This is a genomic window from Reyranella sp. (genome assembly GCF_050185545.1).
Taxonomy (GTDB): Bacteria; Pseudomonadota; Alphaproteobacteria; order Reyranellales; family Reyranellaceae; genus Reyranella.
Genome location: NZ_JBFWZI010000012.1, coordinates 14,288 through 32,741 on the forward strand (window position 1 = coordinate 14,288; position 18,454 = coordinate 32,741).

At 64.1% G+C, this 18,454-nt stretch carries 15 protein-coding genes; 3 read left to right on the forward strand and 12 right to left on the reverse strand.

Going from position 1 to position 18,454, the window contains the following annotated elements:
- Positions 1-53: 53 nt before the first annotated feature.
- From AB7O82_RS05230 to AB7O82_RS05245, 4 genes are read right to left on the reverse strand one after another with little or no spacing between them, the layout of a single operon-like run.
- Complete coding sequence (locus AB7O82_RS05230) at positions 54-1,400, reverse strand: phage major capsid protein (RefSeq protein WP_428618799.1); 1,347 nt, start codon at positions 1,398-1,400, stop codon at positions 54-56.
- Between the two features lie 15 nt (positions 1,401-1,415).
- On the reverse strand, positions 1,416-2,102 hold the full coding sequence (locus AB7O82_RS05235; protein WP_428618801.1) for an HK97 family phage prohead protease: 687 nt from the start codon (positions 2,100-2,102) through the stop codon (positions 1,416-1,418).
- Positions 2,102-3,331: a phage portal protein gene (locus tag AB7O82_RS05240; RefSeq protein WP_428618803.1), complete on the reverse strand. Its 1,230-nt coding sequence runs from the start codon at positions 3,329-3,331 to the stop codon at positions 2,102-2,104. Before AB7O82_RS05240 ends, AB7O82_RS05235 begins: the two co-directional genes overlap by 1 nt.
- Positions 3,331-3,534 (reverse strand): hypothetical protein, encoded by a 204-nt coding sequence (locus tag AB7O82_RS05245; RefSeq protein ID WP_428618806.1) that lies wholly within the window; start codon positions 3,532-3,534, stop codon positions 3,331-3,333. The genes AB7O82_RS05240 and AB7O82_RS05245 overlap by 1 nt, the downstream gene beginning before the upstream one ends.
- A gap of 328 nt (positions 3,535-3,862) precedes the next feature.
- Here AB7O82_RS05245 and AB7O82_RS05250 point away from each other — a divergent pair, with 328 nt between their 5' ends.
- The gene (locus AB7O82_RS05250; RefSeq protein ID WP_428618808.1) at positions 3,863-4,663 is read left to right on the forward strand and encodes an alpha/beta fold hydrolase; all 801 of its coding nucleotides are present in this window, start codon (positions 3,863-3,865) and stop codon (positions 4,661-4,663) included.
- Positions 4,664-4,827: 164 nt separating this feature from the next.
- Here AB7O82_RS05250 and AB7O82_RS05255 read toward each other — a convergent pair whose 3' ends face one another.
- The 5 genes from AB7O82_RS05255 to AB7O82_RS05275 form a co-directional block, all read right to left on the reverse strand.
- Positions 4,828-5,451, reverse strand: a complete 624-nt coding sequence (locus tag AB7O82_RS05255; protein ID WP_428618811.1) for a terminase TerL endonuclease subunit — start codon at positions 5,449-5,451, stop codon at positions 4,828-4,830.
- Between the two features lie 419 nt (positions 5,452-5,870).
- A complete protein-coding gene (locus tag AB7O82_RS05260) occupies positions 5,871-6,854 on the reverse strand; it encodes an NAD(P)H-dependent flavin oxidoreductase (RefSeq protein WP_428618814.1) in 984 nt (327 codons plus the stop codon).
- 131 nt (positions 6,855-6,985) lie between these two features.
- The gene (locus tag AB7O82_RS05265; protein WP_428618817.1) at positions 6,986-7,870 is read right to left on the reverse strand and encodes a phage portal protein; all 885 of its coding nucleotides are present in this window, start codon (positions 7,868-7,870) and stop codon (positions 6,986-6,988) included.
- A gap of 53 nt (positions 7,871-7,923) precedes the next feature.
- Positions 7,924-8,127, reverse strand: a complete 204-nt coding sequence (locus AB7O82_RS05270) for a hypothetical protein (protein ID WP_428618819.1) — start codon at positions 8,125-8,127, stop codon at positions 7,924-7,926.
- 186 nt (positions 8,128-8,313) lie between these two features.
- Positions 8,314-9,336, reverse strand: a complete 1,023-nt coding sequence (locus AB7O82_RS05275; protein WP_428618822.1) for a tetratricopeptide repeat protein — start codon at positions 9,334-9,336, stop codon at positions 8,314-8,316.
- 37 nt (positions 9,337-9,373) lie between these two features.
- Here AB7O82_RS05275 and AB7O82_RS05280 point away from each other — a divergent pair, with 37 nt between their 5' ends.
- Positions 9,374-9,970, forward strand: coding sequence for a hypothetical protein (locus AB7O82_RS05280; RefSeq protein WP_428618824.1), 597 nt, complete (start codon positions 9,374-9,376; stop codon positions 9,968-9,970).
- 23 nt (positions 9,971-9,993) lie between these two features.
- On the opposite strand, the gene AB7O82_RS05285 is transcribed toward AB7O82_RS05280, so the two are convergent.
- Positions 9,994-10,857 (reverse strand): hypothetical protein, encoded by an 864-nt coding sequence (locus tag AB7O82_RS05285; RefSeq protein WP_428618826.1) that lies wholly within the window; start codon positions 10,855-10,857, stop codon positions 9,994-9,996.
- 764 nt (positions 10,858-11,621) lie between these two features.
- Between AB7O82_RS05285 and AB7O82_RS05290 the strand changes: the two genes are divergently transcribed.
- Positions 11,622-14,057 (forward strand): SIR2 family protein, encoded by a 2,436-nt coding sequence (locus AB7O82_RS05290; RefSeq protein WP_428618828.1) that lies wholly within the window; start codon positions 11,622-11,624, stop codon positions 14,055-14,057.
- 696 nt (positions 14,058-14,753) lie between these two features.
- On the opposite strand, the gene AB7O82_RS05295 is transcribed toward AB7O82_RS05290, so the two are convergent.
- Complete coding sequence (locus AB7O82_RS05295; RefSeq protein ID WP_428545508.1) at positions 14,754-16,316, reverse strand: HlyD family type I secretion periplasmic adaptor subunit; 1,563 nt, start codon at positions 16,314-16,316, stop codon at positions 14,754-14,756.
- Positions 16,303-18,438 (reverse strand): type I secretion system permease/ATPase, encoded by a 2,136-nt coding sequence (locus tag AB7O82_RS05300; protein ID WP_428545511.1) that lies wholly within the window; start codon positions 18,436-18,438, stop codon positions 16,303-16,305. The genes AB7O82_RS05295 and AB7O82_RS05300 overlap by 14 nt, the downstream gene beginning before the upstream one ends.
- Positions 18,439-18,454 lie beyond the last annotated feature (16 nt).

Below are 18,454 nucleotides of genomic sequence, written 5' to 3' on the forward strand. Positions count from 1 at the left end.
CGCACCTCCCGGGAAGTGCGCCTTCAATCGAAGTGGCGATCAGTGCCGGCTGGTCAGGCCGAGCACTTGAGCTTGCGGATGGCCTCGGCCAGCGTCACCGCGCCACCAACCCGCTTCCAGAACAGGAAGCGGACGTTGCCGCTGGTCGCCTGGGTGAGGTTGTCGCGCTGCAGCGACATCGCCAGACGGTCGACCAGCGTATAGGCACGGGCGAAGTCGCCGTAAGCGATGGGATAGGTGTTGGCGCCCTCGCTCGGCATGTCGGGGACCTCGACATAGGGGTCGCCGTCGATCGTGTTGGGCTTGCCGAGCGCCAGGCCCGGCATCCAGATGTACTGCTTGTTGCCGTCCTTGAGCTTGCGGACCGAACCCAGCGTGGTGCGATTGAGCGCCCAGCTGGCGTTGCGCGTATAGGCCGTCTTGATCGAGTGCTTCAAGGTCAGGATGCCGTCGGCCTGGCCGTCGGCGTCGGCGACACTGGCCGCCGAGCCCGATACCGTGGTGCCGACGTCGTTGTTGGTCAGGAAGCCCTCGCACTGGTTGACGCCGGTGCCCGACACGACCTCGGCCCCTTCCTTGACGGCGAACTGCTCGTCGGCCTCCAGGCGCAGCTCGGCCTCCAGGTCGAACGCCGAGTCCTCGAGGTTCTGCCGGCTGATGTCGATCAGGGCGCACATCTCCGGCGCCACGATCTCGATCATGCCCCAGGTGAGACCGGTGGTCTCGGTGCGCGTCTCCTGCTCGCCGACGCGACGGGCGGCGAACTGGCCGGTGCGCTTGGGCAGCATGATCGACTTCGAGCCGGTCGAGCGGACGCGGACCAGCGAGCGCACCGGCGACATTTCGGTGATGCCCTTGATGATCTCCTTCACGTACTCCGGCGGCGCCAGGTAGCCGCCGGTCGTATCGTTCTGGATCGACAGCGACTTGCACTCGGCCTCGACGTCAGCCAGCGCCTTGCGATGCTCGTCCGACAGCTGGATGCCGCCGATCGAGGACAGCACCGCAGCCCACGCCCAGGTCGAGTGCGCCGCCTTGAGCTGCGCCTTGACATCGTCACCGCCGAGCCGCGGCCGCTTGAGCTTGAGCTCCAGCTTGTCGATGGTCTCGCGCAGCTCCTGCTCGCGCTCGATCGCGGCCTTGGCTTCCCGCTCGATCGCGACCAGTTTCTGGTTCACCTCCTCGGCCTGGGCGAGGTCGGTCTCGATCTTCTCGAGCTTCTCCAGCGTCAGCGGATCGGCGGTTCCCTTCTTCTCGATTTCCGCCAGCCGCTGGTCGTTGGTCTTCTTGAACTCCTCGAAGCCGGTCATCAGCGGGTCGACGATCTTTCTGATCTCGTCGGCAACACTGATGCCAGCCCCACCCTTGCGCTCGATGTGGCGCCGATTGGGCATATGCATGCTTTGTCCTGAGGATTAGGGGGTGGTGAAAACGCCGGCAGCGCGCTCGCGCAGGGCCGCCAGCTCCTTCGCCATGCCGCCCTCGTCCCGAGGGGTCGGATTGGCCTTGAAGCCGCCGCTGGCAATCGCCTTGGCGGCGGCAATCGAGAAGCCGCCTGCGTCCCGCAGGAAGCTTTCGAACTCGCGAATGGTCCGGATCGGCCGCGACGCCTTGGCGTCCTCGATCCCGGCCTGGTCGTTCATGCCCCATAGCACGGGGCCGACCTCGAACAGGTCGAGCTTGGTGATGGCGCGGAAGCTCTCCCCGTCGCGCTTGCCGAACGCGCTTTCGATCACCGAGTAGGTGATCGACATGGCGTCGATGGCACCGGCCATCATCCCTTCGTGCAGGGTGCGGCCCCGGTCGGTGTCGAGAGCGATCAGCTGGCCCTCAACCTTGAGCCCGTGGTCGTCCTCCTCAAGCGCCGTCCAGTAGCCGATCGGCAGCAGGTCCTCCGACGACATGCCGAGCCCGTGGTGCCACAGCATCTTCGGCATCTTGCCGCGGGCCTTCCAGTCGACCAGCGTGTCGTGGAAGGCACCCTTCGCGATCACGTCGCCGCCGTCGTCGATGTTGTGGAACACGGCCCCGTAGCCCGAGAAGCTGCCGGGCTTGCTATCGCTCGCGAATTTCAGCTCGAACGGCCGGGTGGTGCGCAGCATCAGGTCTCTCCGGTGGCAGGCGCTGCAGGGCGCTGGGCCTGCGTCGCCATGTTGAGCGGCAGCAGCGGCTCCTCGAGCCCCTCGATCGGGTTGAGGTCCTCGAAGCGGCGGGCCTCGTTGCGGGTCAGCCAGCCGTTGGTGATGCCGCTGGCGTAGAAGCTCGCCCGAGCGGCGTTGTCGCCGCGCAGCAGCCCCTGCAGCGAGAACTTGGCGACGATGTCGTCCTCGTCCGGGAACAGGTCGCGGGCCAGCGACTGCTCCCAGTTCTCGATCCACGGCGCCAGGGTGTGAATGACGTGGGCCAGGAAGAAGGCCTCGGCCGAGGCGAAGGTCGCGGTCTTGTCGGCGTAGCCCACCATCTGGGGGAACACCTTCAGGTCGCGGCAGATCTCCTCGATCTGGAACCGGCGTGTATCCAGGTGCTCGGCATCGACGCCCTTCATGGCGAGTGGCGTCCAACTGCTCTCGATGTCGAGCACCGCCGTCTTGAACCGATTGTGCAGGCCACCCTGATATTGTGCCCAGGCCTCCTTCAACCGGGCCCGCGCGGCATCGTCGAGCGATCCCTTGACTGACAGAACGCCGCCCGGCTGGGTGCCATTGGCGTGAAGGGCGGCGTGGGTCTCCTCAGTGGCGATGGCGAGACCCACCGCTTCGCGGGCAATCTGCAGGGCATCGAGCCCTGCCTGCCCCGTCCAGCTCGGGCCGCGCAGATGAAAGACATCCTCCCGCGGCAGGATCGTCGTGTGCCCGGCGAGGTCGGTCAGGCGGTAGCTCAGCGTGTAGTCGCTGGCCTGCTCGATTGTGTAGCTACCCGGCACCAGCGGGATCAGTTCCCGGGGCACTCCGCGCACGCGGCCGATATAGGCGCAGCCGTTCCCCAGCAGTGCCGCATGGAACATCATCACCTGCCGGAACTCGAAGGAGGTCATCCACTCGTTGGGGCGTCGCGACAGCAGCCGGTAGGCTGGATGGTCCTTCGCCAGCTCCTTCGTGCCATCAGCCTTCTCGCGGTAGACCTTCAACGGCACCTGGGCGATGCCGTCGGCCAAGACTCTCAGGCAGGCGAACACCGTCGACACCTTGAGGGCGCTGTCGATGGTCACCGACACGCCGGAGCGCGCGTTGGGCTGGCTGAACAAGCCTGACCAGGTCAATGCCGAGGCGCCCGCGGCCTTCGCCTCCCCGCGCCGCAGGCCCGAGGCCAGCGACCCGAACAGTCCTGCCATCAGCCGGTCGAGCGGCTACCGAGCGCCAGTAGCAGGGCGCCCAGGATGAGCAAGCTGCCACCGACGATGAAGCCGGCCGGCGGGTAGATCAGCCACGCCCCATAGGCGACGAGCCCTACGCCGCTGAGCCCTGCCAGATCGCGAAGGAGACCGGGCACCGCCGCCGCAGTGGCACGCACAGCAACCGCGAGCTGCTTCATCATGGTTACCTCGAAAGAACGAGCCTTTTGCGAACGTCGCTTGGCGATGTCCCATTGGAACGAAATCGCCAATGGCGGCGCCGACCATGTCCCCGATTCGAATAGGGACCCTCCAGTTCTATCCTTGCCGATATTTACCCTTCATCGTTCCGCCGACGGTCGGGTACACCGGACATGGCGGACGGGAGGTCAAACCGACGCGCCTGACCCCAAGCAGACATCGCGCCACCCGTCGGGTGGAGGCTAAAGCACACGTTGGACGGGTATTGCTCCTGATGGTGGGCGGGTGCATCGTAGGTTCAAAGCCGCACCGCACACAGGGGAGGACTAAATGGCCCGCGTCTCAAATAAAGGCGTTTCGATCCACTACAGGGTCGAAGGCGATGGACCACCTGTCGTCCTCGGACACGGCATTACCAGTAGCAGCGACGTTTGGTATGAGCACGGCTTCGTCGCGGCATTGAAGCCGAGATACCGCCTCATCCTGATCGATTCTCGCGGTCACGGGCAAAGCGATAAACCCCACGATCCTCAATCCTATACGACGGAAACGTGTGCATCCGACATTGTCGCCATTCTCGACGATCTCGGACTGAAGACCGCCACCTACTGGGGGTATTCACAAGGAGGACTGTATGGCTATGCTTTGGCACAACACGCGCTGGATCGAGTTGCGTGTTTCGTGATCGGGGGTGCGACAGCCGGCAGCGAACGAGCATTCCCGGCTGAGGCGGGAAACGAAGACCCACTGATGGCAGCGTTTCGTGCCGGACCAGAAGAGATCATCAAATTTTACGGCGACTGGGCGACACCTCTAATTCGGGAGCGTCTCCTGGCAAATGATCACGCCGCTTTAATTGCCAGCCTGCAGGGTTTTCGGCTGAACACCAAGAGATTTTCCGACGTGGTGCCCACAATTGCCGTACCGACGCTTATTTATGCCGGAAGTGCTGATCCGATCCACGATCCAGTGCGGCAAACTGCTTCCGCTATACCCGGCGCACAGTTCGTGTCATTGCCGGGTTTGAGCCATGTAGCAGCCAATTGCAGCAGCGATCTCGTTCTCCCCCACGTCGGACCGTTTCTGGCGAAGGTCCTGTTGCAGCCTGCGCAATCGGCTACAGCCAGTTGAGGTCGTGGCAACCGGATGCGGCGATGCCTTATGACCGCTATTGGCCCTTCTCTGACGTCACGTGACGAACGACTTGAGTCCGCAGAGCGCTGCAAAGCGGACATCCAACTTGGCGATGGCAATACGGGCTGTTGCGGCTTTCGCGTTTCCAGGACGGTCTACTCCTAAAGCACCATCAGGTCACTCGACCCAAGATATGATCTCCCGTTCGCCTTCGGGTTCATCGCCATCAGCGCCACGGCATTGAACGCGGCCATCAGCGGGTCGATCTTGGCCGTGCCGGAGGCCTGCTTGGTGATCGCGATGGCATTGCCGCGCGGCTCGACCCGAGCGTTGCCGACAGCCCACGCCATCAGCCTTGACCCGTCGTGCGCCAGCGTGCCGTCCGCCAGCTTGCGCTCGGCAGTCTTGATCGCGCCGGTGAGCTTCCAGCCCTGTGTGACGCCGACAACGCGATCGTTGCCGGCGATGCCCACGTCGGCCAGCGCGTCGACGATGGCGCCGACGCCGAATGGGTCCAACCCGACTGACGCAAGCTTGCCAGTCCGGTCGACACGCTTACAGAGATCGGCGACCTCGCCGATGTCGTCGCCCAGGGTGTCGACGATCGACAGCTCGCCCGCAGCCTGGAAGTCGTGCAACACCGAGGCCTCGCTCTTGCGTCGCTGCAGCACCGAGCCATGGGCCCATGCTCGCGACCATAGCAGCCACTTCCGGCTGCCACCGTCGCGGCCCAACACTGCCAGGCCGAGCAAATCGTCGAGCCCACCGCCGTCGATGCCGATCACCGCGACCTCGCTTCGGTCCAGCAGGGTGTCGAGCGTCAGGTTCCCGTCGGAAGCACGCTGCCAAAAGTCGGCGCCAACCCACCGGGTCCGAACGCAGCGCCAGCCCGATCTCGATGTTGAGGTGCTGGGAAGCCCAACGAATGATTTCGGCCGGGCCCTTGGCGCGGGCCTGCGCCGAGGGTCGCCTTGGTCTAGCCGGTCCACAGCGCTCGGCGTAGGCATACAAGTTCGGGCTTTGCGCGGGAAGTGCGAGTGGCTCGACCTCGCCCGACGCAAGGATCGCTCGGAACGACTGGGGGACGTCCCAGCAGACACCCACTAACCTACTGGTCTCTCAGTCGTTTCGGTATTTTGACCCTACGGAAGCATTCGATTTCGCCACGGATCATCCCGCTGCGGCACTGATTTGCGCAAAGCTTTCAGCGGCCGAACCGGGCCAACAGCGCCACTGCATCGCCGACGAGAGAGTCGATCGTCACCTTTGCCGTCTTTATCTCGCGGATGGAACCTGCCCCCTCCCCATATAGTAGTGGAAAGAGGCCGCCGGTTCCTTTCGTCAATCGCTCGACGTAGCCGGCGATGGCGTTGCTGTCCTGTGCTAGCTGCTCGTCTTTGCCGTGCCAGCGTTCGGTGATCTCGTTCGGTCCGTGACGCAGCGCAACACCGTTCGGCCACGGAGGCCGCGAGGCTAAGGCGTTCAGCACGATATCGATAGCGCTGCTACGCACCGTGTCCCGCCCGTTGGACGCGACGATGGCCCGGCGCAGCTCCGGCGAAGTGAAAGCGGCCTCCTCGGCCGCGACCAAAGCGGTGCCGATCCAGGCGCCTTCGGCACCCGCGGCCAGCACGGCCGCCAATGCTCGTCCGCTGGTGATGCCACCGGAGGCGACGACCGGAGTGCCCGGAAACGCTTCCAGGACTTGGATCAGGAATGGCAGTAGGTTCTCGGAGCCAGTATGCCCGCCGGCTTCATTGCCCTGCACGCATAGGATATCGGCTCCGGCGTCGACCGCCTTCGCGGCCAACTCGAACGACTGCACCTGGCATACTGCTTTCGATCCTGCTTGGCGCACCAGTGGAATCCACGGCGACGGATCGCCGAATGACAGCATGATGACCGGCACCCGTTCCTCCAGCGCAGCATCGAAGTTGGCGCGATGGTCCGGCAGCAGGTGATTGACGAAGCCGGCTCCGAAGGGACGGTCCGTCCCTTGTCGAATGCGCGCTACATGCCGACGCACTTCGCCGGCATCGAGGCCCATGTGCGGCCACGCACCGAAGCTGCCGAGCCCGCCGGCCTGACTAACGGCGACGGCGAGGGATGGCTCGGCCCATCGGCCCATCGGCGCCATCAAGATCGGCGTGTCGATTCCGAGTATTGTCGTAACACGGTTGTTCAGCATGGCAATGCTTCCAAATCGAAGGGGCGGAGTGCCGACCCTTGTACGTTGGTAAACTAGTCGACTATCAGATGAATCTGAAGGCGCTAAGAATGATAGAAGTGAACGCTCTCTGTCGATTTGGTATTCTGGCCCTACGGGATCACGTGCGCCAGGAAGAAGGCATCCGCCGAGGCGAAGGTCGCGGTCTTGTCGGCGTAGCCCACCATCTGGGGAAACACCTTCAGGTCGCGGCAGATTTCCTCGATCTGGAACCGGCGCGTGTCGAGGTGCTCGGCGTCGACGCCCTTCATGGCAAGCGGCGTCCAGGTGCTCTCCATGTCGAGCACCGCGGTCTTGAACCGGTTATGCAGGCCACCCTGGTACTGGGCCCAGGCCTCTTTCAAGCGGGCCCGTGCTGCATCGTCGAGCGATCCCTTGACCGACAGCACGCCGCCGGGCTGCGTCCCATTGGCGTGCAGGGCGGCATGGGTTTGCTCGGTGGCGATGGCGAGACCCACCGCTTCGCGGGCGATCTGCAGGGCATCCAGGCCCGCCCGCCCCGTCCAGCTCGGGCCCCGCAGATGAAAGACATCCTCGCGCGGCAGGATCGTCGTCTGTCCGGCGAGGTCGGTTAGCCGGTAGCTCAGCGTGTAGTCGCTCGCCTGCTCGATGGTGTAGCTGCCTGGCACCAGCGGGATCAGTTCGTGCGGCACTCCACGTATCCGGCCGACATAAGCGCAGCCGTTCCCCAGCAGAGCCGCATGGAACATCATCACCTGCCGGAACTCGAAGGAGGTCATCCACTCGTTGGGGCGCCGCGACAGCAGCCGGTAGGCTGGATGGTCCTTGGCCAGCTCCTTCGTGCCGTCGGCCTTCTCGCGGTAGACCTTCAACGGGACCTGGGCGATGCCGTCGGCCAGTACCCGGAGGCAAGCGAAAACCGTCGACACCTTCAGGGCGCTGTCGATAGTGACGGATACACCCGAACGCACGGTGGCCTGGCTGAACAGGCCCGTCAGGGCGGACGCGTCCGCCACTTTCACCTCGCCGCGTCGCAGGCTTGAGACCAGCGACCCGAACAGTCCTGGCATCAGCCGGTCGAGCGGTGACCGAGCGCCAGCAGCAGGGCGCCGAGGATCAAAAGGGTGCCGCCGACGATGAAGCCGGCTGGGGGAAAGATCAGCCAGGCGCCGTAGGCCACGAGCCCGACACCACTGAGACCAGCCAAGTCCCGCAGGAGACCGGGCACCGCGGTGGCGACGGCACGCACAGTGACAGCGAGCCACTTCATCATAGTCCCTCGAAGGATGGTTTGCTCTCGCAGGCGACACTCAACGGCAGCCCGATAGTGAGAAAGTCGCGGCCGCTCGCGCACCTAGTCTGAAGTTGACCCGTTGCAGATGCTGACGGGCGGAGCTACCCGCGCTTCCGTGATGAAATCAGATCATTCCTGGCCAAGTAGGGCAGCGGGGTCGTTTCCTCATTCGGGAAGGCCAGCGAGCCGCAGGCCCTCCTTGTATCGCTCTATGTCCTCGGCCCGCTTGTAAGGACCGAGCACCTCGCCGAGGTTGGACATGCGACGTTGAGGGTCAGCCTGAAGAAGAAGCCCGGCAAATATCTTCGCTTCGTTGATCTGTCCGGCCAAGGCTGCGCTCGCTGCCGCGATTCGGTAGTTTGCAGCCGCTGGCCTCTCCTCGACAGCCTTCAAGGCGGACGACAGGGCTTCGTCATAGCGCCCGGCCATCATATGGGCGTGCGCACTACCCGAATGCACAAAGTGAACGTTGGGGTCACGTGGACTCAGTCTTACCGCGCGCACGAAATGCTCGCCGGCCATATCCGGCTTGCCAAGCCACGTACTGATCCAGCCGCTCATCCCCCAGGCGGGGGCCAGGTTCGGATGCAGCGCGACGGCGCGGCTTACCATGCTCGCGGCAGTCACCAGGTCGCCGGCGACAAAGGCGAGTACCCAGCCGGCAAGGCTGAGAACGAGCGAGTCCTCGCTGTCGAGTTGTGCCGCCCGTGTCGCCAGCCGGATCGCTTCCGAAGCCGCGGCCTCGTCGAGAGTTATCCCTTGGCCCTTGCCGCGGCTGTAAGTGATCGCCGCCCAGGCATAGGCAGGAGCATAGTCGGGATCGAGCTCGATAGCCCGGTAGAACCAGTGCCGTGCTTCCTTCAGCTTGTCCAGTCCCGCATAGTTGAGCGCCGAACCTCGTAAGTAGCAGTCGTAGGCGTGATGGCTTTCCGTCGGCTTGTATTGCATGCGCTCTATTTCGGCTCTCTCCAGCTTCGGCGTAATCGCCCCCACGACATCCAGCGTCACCTTGTCCTGAAGATCGAAGACATCGGTGATCTCGCCGTCGTAACGCTCGGCCCAGATATGGGCGCCCGTATCGGCCTGGATGAGCTGACCGGTAATCCGGACGCGGTTGCCGGCCTTGCGGACGCTGCCTTCCAGCACATAGCGGACGCCCAGCTCGCGGCCGACCCGCTTGATGTCCACGGCTCTGTCCTTGTAGGTGAAGCTTGAGTTTCGGGCGATGACGAACAGCGACCGGAACCGCGACAGAGCGGTGATGATGTCCGAAAGCGGGCGGGTTCCCAGCTGGCTAGGCTTTCCCGGCGCGCTGTCACTGCACCTCTGCCGGACAATGAGAGACGTGCTGCTGGAGCAAGATGCGCGCGAGGGCACGTGGCTGACCTCCGAGGCGTCCGAGGCTCTCGCCGCATTGCGGGATTCATACGGCGACATCCTTACGTCTGGAAAGGCACCTCTCGAACTGCAGCAGGAGGGTGCCGTCTGGCACACGTTTGCCGGCGGCGCGATCAACCGCGTCCTGGTGGCGGGACTGGAGCAGCTGTCAGGCAGCAGATGGATTTCCGGCAATCTTTCGCTGCGAGGCAAAGTCGCCTCGCCTGCTGCCGCAGAAACTCTGCTCACTGAGCTTGGTCACCTCGACTGGGAACATACGGCGGCAGAAGCGGCTCGCAGAATGACGCGTGGCTCGGTCAGCAAGTTTCAGCCCTGCCTGCCGCAGGAGATGGAGGATCGGTTGCTGGCCGAGCGGCTCCTCGACGTCGAGGGGGCTCGCAAGTTCACCGCCGACCTGAAGCTGACAATTGTCAAGGCGGGATAGGCAAGGGCCCTGCGCGCTGCGCCTCAACGAGACGCCTCCTCGGCGCGGAGAAGCGCGGTCATAATCGCGTCAATGTGCCTGTCAAGATCAGCTGGGCTGATACTGAACTTGATGTACTCCGCATCGCCGGCAGATGCGTCAATCTTGCTGTTCTCCAGGTAAGACAGCGTCTCATCCCGTGCCTCCTGCGAAAGCCGGAGGTTAATAAAGGCATTTCCCGATTTCCGCGGATGAAGCCAGCAGAAATTGCGTCCCGTTGTTCCCAGTGCAATATGATTGCGATTATAGGTCAAGCTAGGCTGGATGCTTTTCGATCGCAATGCCGAGTCGATCTTATCCGTGACAGTCAACACACCAGTCGGGTGAATCCTTTCCCAGTATGTCCGGTCTACCCGCTCGACGGGATCAAGAACGTCCTGATCTGAGCTCTCCTCGATGACGTCGAGCACTGTCACTGGATGGACGATCACCTTGCCATCCATCTGAAACGCACTCAACTTCACGGCAACTAGGGGAACAGACCGATTCAGCAAGCGCAGAACATTAAAGAAGCGTGAGGTGATGTGCTCGGCGACAATAACTGCACGATGCTCCCACTGTGGTCTCCTTTGGCGCTCTATATCCCAGTATTCGATGGTGCGAATTATATGGCTCTCGTCCAATGCGCCAAGCATGATCTCTACTTCATAGAAGGTCTGGGCCTCGGCATCTCGCAACAAGAAGTCGATGCGGCCTCCCACGGGCTGACGATGCTCCCGGCCAGCAATCTCCAAGTTTCCAAGACCGAGGAGGCTTGGATCGGCTTCGATCTGGTTCTGTAACCATCTTTCATCGAGCCCAAGTGACCGCAGCTCCACTGGCATTGCCTTCACAATCGAAAGCGGCATGCTTTGCCCTCCCCCCTCGCAACCTAACATTGAAGGCTTGGAAGAGCTATATGCCCTAGAAAGTCGCCACGCAGACTGCTGTCAGCTACTGGGTAGTGTGATACGTGCTCAGTAGCTTGTCGATCGCAATGAGCGCGACGCCGATAGCCTGGCTGCCTTGGTATGGGTCAGCACGTCACCGTGCAGCGCGCGTCTCACCGTTTCGAGAAGCGGCCCAGCAGAGCTGCGATAGCCGGATCGGGTGAAGCAAGTGATGGGCGGCCGCCCTCTGAATGCGGACGACGGGCATCGTGTCTCAGCCGTTGCAGTCGATGACGAACTCTGGCTCGGCCAAGGCATGCGAAGCTCGGTCCTCAGCATCTCGAAGCGCTCGCGTTCCGCTCGCTCTTGTCGCGGCGGATCAAATCCCCAACGTACTCCACGGCGTTGTCGCAGGCCCCGTCGTCAAACCCACCATGCGGCGAGAAAAGTGGCGCTTCAGAGAAGCGGATGGGGATCGAGCGGATTTTGGGGTAGCGGCCCTTCCGCTTAGAACATCATTCCCGTGATTGGGAATGACACGGAGGGCTCACCCACCGTCCGTCCACCGTCGGACGATGGACTGGAGGAGCGACCATTTGCGCGCAAGGTCGCCTAAGATCGGCGAGGTCAACGACTACCCTTGCATCCTTGGGCATGGCCGTCGAATATCGCCTTTAGCGCGCGCGTGGATCAGCAGCTAGTCGTTCCGGCGTGCCCTTTTGTTCCGGGTTAGAGGGGACTGAATGCTCTTGGACGAACAATGGGCGCGGGTGGGCGATGGCATCAAGGCCGGTCGCTACAACCTTCTGGTTGGGGCGGGAGTCAGCCTCGACAGCAAGAGCCTCGCAACAGGTAAGGACTTGCCGACGGGCAAAGGATTAGCAGCGGAACTCGCCACCGCCCTGCCAGGCGTGAATGCCGGCTCAAGCCTCAACAGGCTCAAAAAGGCCATGACTAAGGAGCAAGTCGACCAGCTGATCACCAAGCGTTTTGCCGGCTGTGTGCCGGGGCCGACGGTGGAAGCGCTGGCAGCGTTCCGATGGAAGCGCATATTTACGCTGAACGTCGACGATGCGCTCGAGCGTGCCTATGAGACACGGCCCTCCCCGGTGCAGGCCGTCAGGAGCTACAACCACGACGCGTTATACGAAAGCGTGCGCGACTTGGGCGTCCTGCCCGTCGTGCATCTGCATGGCTGGGCGAGGAAACCCGAGTGCGGCTACGTTTTCGACCTGTCGGAATACGCTCGCAATATGGCGCGCAACAACGTGTGGGCGCACGTCCTCTCCGACCTAATCCGGTCGGAGCCATTCATCGTGATCGGCACCTTGCTGGAGGAGCCCGACCTCTCTTTCTTCCTTGCTCAGCGAGAGGAGATCAGGCCTCGTGGTGACATTCCACCCTCGATCCTCGTCGAACCGTTCGCCGATGCCGCAACTGAAATTGACTGCCGTACATACGGGCTCGATCTTTTCGAGGGCTCCGCACTCGATTTTTTCGGAGAGGTCGGTCGCCGCTTCCCGGCGCGTCCGTCGGTGGCGGACGCGATCGAGCACAATCTGGGCGACATCTCGCACCTGCCGGTCGAACCCGCCCGGCTCGCCGAATTCAATGCAGACTTCGAGCGCGCCCCCTTCGACGCGAGCGCTGACCGGGACGGTGGTCCCAATTTTGCCTATGGTCACCAAGCGACATGGGCGGACATCCAGAACGGCCGCGACGTCGCCCGGCCAGACACCGGCAAGATCCAAGGGAGGATCGTCGCCGCGGGCAAGTCCCGGATTGTCGTTGTGGCCGGCGGACCGGGCTCAGGTAAGTCGACCACGCTCCGCAGGATTGCGTGGAGCTTGGCCCAGACCGGCGCTCCCTGTCTATGGGCGCGATCGGTCGGTCGCATTCGGGTTGCCGGCGCAGTGGCGATCTTGGAGAGCATCAAGGGACGGCGATACGTCTTCGTCGAAAACCTCGCCGACAATGTCGCCGAAGTTGCCGCCCTACGGGACCGGCTGCGCGATCATGATGTCGTTCTTGTCGGCGCCGAACGCGACTACCGCCTCGGGCATGTGGAGCGGGTTCTCGGCAAAGGCGTGATTGAACCCATCCCGCTGGGCGCGGTCGGCGCGGACATGGCGCGAGAGCTTGTGTCCGCCTATCAGGGCCTCGGCCTCGCCGCGCCCCGCAGTGCGGACCGAATCAGATTCGCTCTCGCCGACGAACTCGTCGCGATCGCGTGCTGCCGGATCCTAAACGACTTCGAGCCGCTCTCGGCGATCGTGGACAAGTCCCTCGGTCATCGTCCGCAGGACGTCGACTGCTACGTCTTCGCGGCGCTTGCCGCACATTGCCATAGAAGCGGCGTTGAGATGGACGTGATCGCAGGTCGTTTCCCCGACTACAAGGTCGACCTGCAGATCGAGGCTGACGGTCCTCTGCCCCTGAAGTCCGAGACGGTGCTTGACATCGAACTCGTGACGCCGGCCAACGAGGCAGTCTCGACGACTGTCTTAGGCAGGTTCGCGAATCGCGAGCCCACGCGAATGCTCCGCGTCTTCGTCGATCTCGCAGCCGCCATAGCGCCGAGGGTGAACGTACGCACCATCGTCACAGGCGAGCCCTGCGCCCGTATCGCGTCACGACTTTTCGACTATGACGAGGTAGTGAAGCCACTTCTCGGTCGCGAGGCCTCCGGCGACTTTTACGAGACCACGAAGCGCGCGTGGGCGTGGAATTCACGGTACTGGCACCAGCGGGCGCAACACCGGCTAGATATCGCCGCTGCCGCAATCGATCCGTTCGAGCGGCGCGAAAGCGCGGACATGGCAGTCCAGCACGCCCGCTTTGCAGGCTCCATCGAGGCTCACCACCAATTTACCAAGACGACCATCGGGCGGATGCTGTTTGGCCGGATGGAGGTGCTACGCCAGATCGGCGCCGTCGATCTTGCGGAGGCGATCACGGTACTGGGCGAAGCGATCGCGATTGAGCGCGACCGCGGGCATCCGACCGTCCACCCCTTCATGACCCTGTTCACAGGCGTGGCGCGCGCACTAGATATGGGCGCCGTGCTCTCCCCCGACCAACGGCAAGCCGTGCGCTCGCAAATCGACCGCGCGATTGAGGAGTTCCAACGCGATCCTGAGGTGCGAGACGAGGCAACCAGACTTCGGCGAGTCCTCTGAGTGGAGGGCCCGGCGCTCGCTTGCTGAATGAAGGGCAGGTCTTGCGATACCGACAATTGTCGCTGCACCTCGGGAAGCGGTCGGGAGCAGTCTCGCTCCCATCGCCGCCACCGTGTCGGCCGACGTCGCCGGCTACTCGCGGCTGATGGGCCGCTACGAGAAGTGCACGGTCGCTCGGTTACGCCACATGTGGGCTAAAGGGCTTGAGCATGCGCTTCACCCGGCGTTGCCCCAAAGGCCGATCTGCACGCCCTTCCGAACCGCATGTTCCGTACTGGAGACTCGATGTTTCCTAATGAAATCAATGCACTGGTTCGATTCTGGCGACGCTCGCCCATGCAAGATCAGGTTTCGAAGTACGCTTTTCGCCATCCTAAAAAGGCGCGTTAAATCAACGACTTACAAGAAGCGTACTGAAATCACGGAGTCAACAGCTTTGGAGAAGAAGGGCCGAAGAGAGAGAGCAAAATGGCCTCCGAGCCGACAAAGGCAGTCATCAGGTCCGTGCCGAAAAACCCGCAAATGCTGGGCCTTTTCGCTCCTGTTATCCCAAACGGAGAATGTTTTCCCTAGGATCACTGGCGGAGCGAGTGGAATTCGAACCAACGGTACGTTCGTATGCCGCCCTCTCCCGCGCCTCACGTCAGGGAAACGTCCATCCATGAGGGCAACCCAGTGCGGCGGGGCGACACTACTTCACCGCTCGCGCAGCGCGTCGTGCCGGTAGCGCAGCAGGGGCGACAGGAGGTAGCTCAAGATCCGGCGTGAGCCGGTCTTGATTTCCACCGTGACAGCCATGCCGGGCGACAGGGTCACCATGCGGTCGTCGATGCGCATCTTCGTGGCGTCGAGCGAGATGCGGGCGCTGTAGTTCAGCTCCTGGCCCTTGGGCTCGCTGCTGTCGGTCTGCATCCCCAGCTTGCGATCGTCGGCGCGGTCCTGTCGGCGGTCGCGGATGATGGCGTCCTGCGACACGCTCAGCACCTCGCCGTGCAGCAGCCCGTAGCGGGTGAAGTTGAAGGTATCGACCTTGATCTCGGCCTGCTGCCCGGGCTGGACGAAGCCGATGTCGCGATTGGTCACCAGCGCCTCGATCTCGAGCCGGCTGTCGCTCGGCACGACGACCAGCAGGGCCTGCGCCGGCGTGACGACGCCGCCGACCGTGTGGATCGCGAGCTGCTGCACGATGCCGTCGACCGGCGCCGTGAGCTGCTGCAGCCGGGTCTTCTGCTCGGCCTTGATCAGCTCCTGGGCAAGGCCGGCCGCCTTCTGCTCGGCCTTGGCGAGCTCGTCGGCCAGCGTGCGCCCATACTCGGCCTCGGCCTGGCGCCGCGTCTCGCGGAGCGCCGCGACGGCGGCTTCGTCCTCCACGAGACTGCTCTTCCTGACGAGCAGCTCCTTCTGCTGCTCGAACAGGAGCTGCAGCGTCTCCAGGTAGACGATCTTCGAGCCGAGGTCCTTCTCGACCAGCACGCGGCGCATGTCGACGCGCTGCTGGATCACCGGGATCACGGTCTCAAGCTTGTGGATCGTGGCGACCGTCGTGGCCAGCTCGGCCTCCTTCTGCGCGTGCTGACGGTCGAGCGAGGCCAGCTTCGCCCGGTGCTCGCCGACCTGGCTCAGCAGGAGTTGGCGCTGGACGCCGACCAGGACCGGATCGGCGTGGGCCGGCGGCGCGAAATCCGCCAAAGGATCCTCGGCGCCACCCAGGGCGGCGCGCAGGCGGGCGATGCTGGTCCGCTCGGCCAGAAGATCGCTGCGCAGGCGATCGCGGTCGGCGGCGTTGGCGGTCGGATCGAGCTCGATCAGCACGTCGCCGGCCTTGACCGCCTGCCCGTCCTGCACCCGGATAGAGCGCACCACGCCGGTCTCGAAGGGCTGGATGACCTTGATGCGGCCGCTCGGCACGATCTTGCCGGTGGCCGACGCCACGATATCGATCGTGCCCCACCACGCCCAGGCCAGCGCCGCGCAGAACAGGGCGACGAGCGTGAGGCCGATGGTCCGACCGATGGGCGACGGCGGCGTCTCGACGATTTCGAGCGCGGCCGGCAGGAAGGCCAGCTCCTCGCGGCTCCGCCGGGCAGGCCGGGTCTTGCCGGCCCTCTCGGGCAGACGGACGATCTTGGCCGCCCCGCCCTCCGCCGCCCCGCCTTCGGCCGGCTTTCCCTCAGCGAGCTTCCCCTCGGCTGGCTTACCCTCGGCCAGCCTGCCCGGAGTCATCGGGACCACGGGTGCGGCGATGTCAGCGGACTTCATGGATACCTGCCTGCAAGCGGTACAAAGAGGCGTAGCGGCCGCCGGTCGCGATCAGGGCGTCGTGCGTGCCCTCCTCGACCACGCGGCCGTTCTCGAGTGTGACTATGCGGTCCAGCCCGCGAACCGTCGAAAGCCTGTGGGCGATCACCAGGACCGTGCGGCCCTTGACGATCTGGCGCATGTTCTCCTGGATGATGCGCTCGCTCTCGTAGTCGAGCGCGCTGGTCGCCTCGTCGAAGATCAGGATGCGCGGGTCACCGACCAGGGCGCGCGCGATCGCGATGCGCTGGCGCTGGCCCCCCGACAGCGTCGAGCCACGCTCGCCCACGATGGTGTCATAGCCTTCGGGCAGCTCGAGGATGAAATCGTGCGCGCCGGCGAGCTGCGCCGCCGCCACGATGCGCTCCATCGGCATCGCCGGATCGGCGAGCGCGATGTTGTCGCGCACCGAGCAGTTGAACAGCGTGCTCTCCTGCAGCACCACTCCGATCTGGCGGCGCAGCCAGGCCGGGTCGGCCATGGCGAGGTCCATGCCGTCGATCAGCACGCGCCCGCTTTCCGGCACGTAGAGGCGCTGGACCAGCTTGGCGAAGGTGCTCTTGCCCGAGCCCGAGGGTCCCACGATGCCGACCGTCTGGCCGGCCGGCACCTCGAAGCTCACGTCGTTCAGGATCTGCTTGCCGTCGAGACGGTAGCGGAAGCCGACATGGTCGAACTTGATGCTGCCGCGGATCGCCGGCAGGCGGCTGCGTCCCGCCGCATAGGTCGGCTCCGCGGTGGTGTTCAGGATATCGCCCAGGCGCTGGATCGAGAGTCGCGCCTGATGGAAATCCTGCCACAATTGCGCCAGGCGCAGCACCGGCGCGCTGACCCGGGAGGCCAGCAGGTTGAAGGCAATCAGCTCGCCGACCGACAGGCTGCCGTCGATCACCAGTCTGGCGCCGAAATAGAGGATGGCGGCGGTGACGACCTTGCTGACGCCCTGCACGATCTGGCTCGTGGTGTTGCCGAGGCTCAGCACGCGGAAGCTCGCGCTCACATAGCCGGCGAGCTGCTCCTCCCAGCGCCGCTGCATCTGCGGCTCGACGGCCATGGCCTTCAGCGTCTCGATGCCGGTGACGCTCTCGACCAGGAATGCCTGGTTCTCCGCCCCGCGCTGGAACTTCTCGTCGAGCCGCCGCCGGAACAGCGGCGTCACCGCCGCCGAGAGGACAACGTAGATGGGCAGCGAGGCCAGCACGATCCAGGTAAGCGTCGGCGCGTAGAGGTACATCACCCCCAGGAACACCGAGGTGAAGAACAGGTCGATGACCAGAGTGAGTGCCGAGCTGGTAAGGAAGGTGCGGATGTTCTCGAGCTCGCGCACGCGCGCTACCGAATCGCCGACCCGCCGAGCCTGGAAGTAGGCCATCGGCAAGGCCAGCAGGTGATGAAACAGGCGCGCGCCCAACTCGACGTCAATACGGTTGGTCGTGTGGGCGAAAAGGTAGGTGCGCAGGATGCCCAGCACGGTCTCGAACAGCGTGATCGCCAGGAGGCCGATCACCAGCACGTCGAGCGTGCTGAGCGAGCGGTGCACCAGCACCTTGTCGATCACCACCTGGAAGAACAGCGGCGCGACCAGGGCGAAGACCTGCAGGAAGAACGAGGCGACCAGCACCTCGCCAAGCAGCCACCGGTATTTGTGGATCGCGCCCACGAACCAGGTGACGTCGAAGCGGCGGGCGACATCGCCGAGCGCGGCCCTGCGGGTCATCGAGATCAACCCGCCGTCCCAGACCGAGACGAATTCGTCGCGCGTCATCAGCGCCGGGCGCGCTGTTTGCGGCGACTGGACCAGGATCTGGTCCTCTGACGCCTTGGCGACGACCATGAAGCTGCCATCGCGCAGGGACGCGATGGCAGGCAGAGGAGTACGTGCGAGCCTGGACCATTGGGTCCGCCAGGCGCGCGCTTTCAGGCCGAGATCCCTCGCGCAGCGGAGCATCTCCGCTGCGCCGATCTTGTCTGTCCCCAGGCGGTGCCTGATCTGCCGTCGATCGGCTGCGACGTCCTTCAGGCGCAGCAGCGTCACGAGGGCCTCGAGTCCCGGATCGGCCGGGATGGCGGTTGAGGTGCTCATCGGCGTTCTCCAGGAC